Below are 3,392 nucleotides of genomic sequence, written 5' to 3' on the forward strand. Positions count from 1 at the left end.
GGTCCGCCCGACTGGTCTGTGCCGTACGCGGTGCCCCCCGTGGTCAGGAAATCCGCCCAGGCCGCCGMRGCCCCCGTGGGCCGCCGCCCGCGCGGCCCGCACGGCCGACACGTCGGGCGGTTGGTCGCTGGGATCGCGTACGGCACAGACCAGTCGGGCGGACCAGCAGGTCAGGTGGAGCCTCACCTGCTGGTCGCCCTCGTCCCCCGACGCCGCCCCGTGATCGGCGCCGGGGGTCAGGCCGTGCCGCATGGCATTGGTCACCAACTCGGTGACCACCAGCGCCACGTCATCGAACTCTTCGGTCAGGCCCCAGCGCTGGAGCATCCTGCGGGTGAAGTCCCGCGCGCCGGAGACGGATCGGTTGTGCGCGGGGAGCGCGCAGGAGGCGGAACCGGAAACCGAGGCGGCATCCGGTGTGGGGAGCCCCTCCCCTAAGGGCTCCAGCACCGTCGATCCTTCGGTCCCGTGCAACGGCCACTCCTGGCTGTCAGCGGCAGCGGCGATCCTGGGCGGATCCCTGTCGGACGTGCTTCCCCGCTGGTGCGGGCGTCACGGCGCACCCGAAGGCCAACTCCCCGGCCGACGGGTCCACTTGTGCCCTCCCCATGGTTCCCAATGCTCACGGCAGATGCAAGGGCAGATGCACGTGCACGCGCTACTTTCCTTCGTGTGTAATCGGGTGGGCACGCAACGAAGCGCGGAGATGGCACACTTCCCCTCGAGCAGGGGTGGAGGGCTGATCGGAATGGCAACACAACCGGCACAGAGCAGCACCGCGGGACCGAAAGGGGCGGGCGGCGCCAGTGGTTCCATGGTGCGCCGCATCCTGCTCGGGTCCCAGCTGAGAAGGTTGCGGGAGGCGCGCGGCATCACCCGCGAGGCCGCCGGCTACTCGATCCGGGCATCCGAATCGAAGATCAGCCGCATGGAACTGGGCCGCGTCAGCTTCAAGGCCCGCGACGTGGAGGACCTGCTCACCCTCTACGGCGTCACCGACGACACCGAGCGCGAACCCCTGCTCTCCCTCGCCCGGGACTCCAGCATCGCGGGCTGGTGGCACAACTACAGCGACGTGCTGCCCGGCTGGTTCCAGACCTACGTGGGCCTGGAGGGAGCCGCCTCCCGGATCAGCACCTACGAGGTGCAGTTCGTCCACGGACTCCTGCAGACCGACGCGTACGCGCACGCCGTCGTCAGCGCCGGACACCGCACGCCCCTCGCCGAGGACGAGGTCGCCCGCCGCGTCGCGCTCCGCCTGGAGCGCCAGAAGCTGCTGCTGGGGGAGTACGCGCCGCACCTGCTCTGCGTCCTCGACGAGGCCGCGCTGCGCCGCCCCTTCGGCGACAGAGCCGTCATGGACGCCCAGCTGCGCCACCTCGCCGAGGTCTCCGAGGCGCCCAACATCTCCCTGTACGTCGTCCCGTTCGAGCTGGGCGGCCACGCCGCGGAGAGCGGCGCCTTCACGCTGCTGCGCTTTCCCGAGTCGGATCTCAACGACATCGTCTACCTCGAACAGCTGACCAGCGCCCTGTATCTGGACAAGCGCGACGAGGTGGCGCAGTACGACCAGGTGCTGCGACGACTGGTGGAAATCGGCCTTTCTCCCGAACACACCCGGGATCACCTCCACCGAATCCGCCAACTGCTGTGATCGGCCGGTACGATGACCAGCCAGCAGCATCTCCTTCAACCCCACGAAGGAATGGCATGTCCTACTTCACCGATCTGGCCCTCCAGTGCGTAGACGGCCAGTGGCGTCCCGGCACGGGTTCCTGGGACATCATCGACTTCAACCCCTACAACGGGGAGAAGCTCGCCTCCATCACCGTCGCCACCCGCGACGAGGTGGACGAGGCGTACCGCGCCGCGGAACGGGCCCAGCGTGAGTGGGCAGCCACCAACCCCTACGCGCGCAGACGCGTCTTCGAGCGCGCGATCCGGGTCATCGAGGAGCAGGAGAGCGCGATCACGGAGGCCATCATCGCGGAGCTGGGCGGCACCCGGCTCAAGGCGGCCTTCGAGATCCACATGGTCAAGGAGTTCTTCCGCGAGGCGCTCCAGCTCGCGCTGACCCCGAGCGCCCAGGTCCTGCCGTCCTCCGTGCAGGGCAAGGAGAACCGCGTCCACCGCGACCCGGTGGGCGTCGTCGGGATCATCTCGCCGTTCAACTACCCCTTCCTGCTGGCGGTCAAGTCGGCCGCGCCGGCGCTCGCGCTGGGCAACGCCGTCGTCCTCAAGCCGCACCAGTCCACGCCCATCTGCGGCGGCACCCTGGTCGCCAAGGTCCTCCAGGACGCCGGGCTGCCGCCGGGGCTGGTGAACGTCGTCATCACCGACAGCGCGGAGATCGGCGACACCCTCATCGAGCACCCGGTGCCCAAGGTCATCTCCTTCACGGGGTCCGACCGCGTGGGCCGCCACGTCTCCACCGTCGCGGGCCGCACCTTCAAACGCGTCATCCTGCAACTGGGCTCCAACAGCGGTCTGGTGGTGCTGGACGACGCCGACGTCGACTACGCCGTAGACGCCGCCGTCTACAGCCGCTTCGTCAACCAGGGCCAACTGTGCATGGCGGCCAACCGGATCATCGTCGACCGGCGCCTGGAGCCCCAGTTCACGCCCAAGTTCGTCGAGCGCGTCCGCCGGCTCGTCGTCGGCGATCCGGCCGACCCCGCCACCCACATCGGCCCGCTCATCAACTCCCGCCAGGCCGAACGCGTGACCGCCATCGTCGAGCAGGCCCTCGCCGAGGGCGCCACCGCGCTGCTGCACGGTGCCGTCGAGGGCAACCTCGTCTCGCCCAGCGTGCTCACCGACCTGCCGGTGGCCTCGCCGCTGCTGCACGAGGAGATCTTCGGGCCCGTCGCCCTGATCGTCCCCGTGGACGGGGACGAGGAGGCCGTACACGTCGCCAACGACACCCCCTACGGGCTCGCGGGCGCGGTGCACAGCGCCGACATCGAACGGGGGGTCGCGGTGGCCCGGCGGATCGACGCGGGCATGGTCCACGTCAACGACTCCACGGTCGCCGACGAGCCCACCGTCCCCTACGGCGGCGAGAAGCTCTCCGGCCTCGGGCGCCTGAACGGCCCCCAGGTGGTGGAGGCCTTCACCACCACGCGCTGGCTGTCCATCCAGCGGGAACGCAGCGAGTTCCCGTTCTGACGCGCCGAGCGGAACCGGCCGGRCCCCCCCTGACSGCGACGCTTTCTACCTTGATTCTCGTCAGCCCGGGAAGCGAGTCCGAAGGTGACGAGCGCGGCGCCCTTCTGGCCTATCTGGAGGCCCAGCGCGGCGGCCTCCGCCGAGCCCTCCACGGGCTGACCGAGGAGCAGGCGCGCAGCGCGCCCGCGGCCAGCGAGCTCTCGCTGCTCGGCCTCCTCAAGCAC

4 protein-coding genes are annotated in these 3,392 nt (G+C 70.1%); 3 read left to right on the forward strand and 1 reads right to left on the reverse strand.

The features are described from left to right. Positions 1-474 (reverse strand): ATP-binding protein (locus AB8Z75_RS32435; RefSeq protein WP_369208320.1); only part of this gene is annotated, 474 nt, incomplete at its 3' end. Positions 475-748: 274 nt separating this feature from the next. Here AB8Z75_RS32435 and AB8Z75_RS32440 point away from each other — a divergent pair. From AB8Z75_RS32440 to AB8Z75_RS32450, 3 genes are all read left to right on the forward strand, one after another. Then, complete coding sequence (locus AB8Z75_RS32440; RefSeq protein WP_369208322.1) at positions 749-1,654, forward strand: helix-turn-helix domain-containing protein; 906 nt, start codon at positions 749-751, stop codon at positions 1,652-1,654. Positions 1,655-1,710: 56 nt separating this feature from the next. After that, positions 1,711-3,168 carry an aldehyde dehydrogenase family protein gene (locus AB8Z75_RS32445; RefSeq protein WP_369208324.1) on the forward strand — a complete coding sequence of 486 codons (1,458 nt, stop codon included), beginning with the start codon at positions 1,711-1,713 and terminating at the stop codon, positions 3,166-3,168. Positions 3,169-3,221: 53 nt separating this feature from the next. Further along, the coding region (locus tag AB8Z75_RS32450) for a DUF664 domain-containing protein (protein WP_369208326.1) at positions 3,222-3,392 on the forward strand (171 nt) is incomplete at its 3' end.

This window comes from Streptomyces sp. PU-14G, assembly GCF_041028275.1.
Lineage (GTDB): Bacteria > Actinomycetota > Actinomycetes > Streptomycetales > Streptomycetaceae > Streptomyces.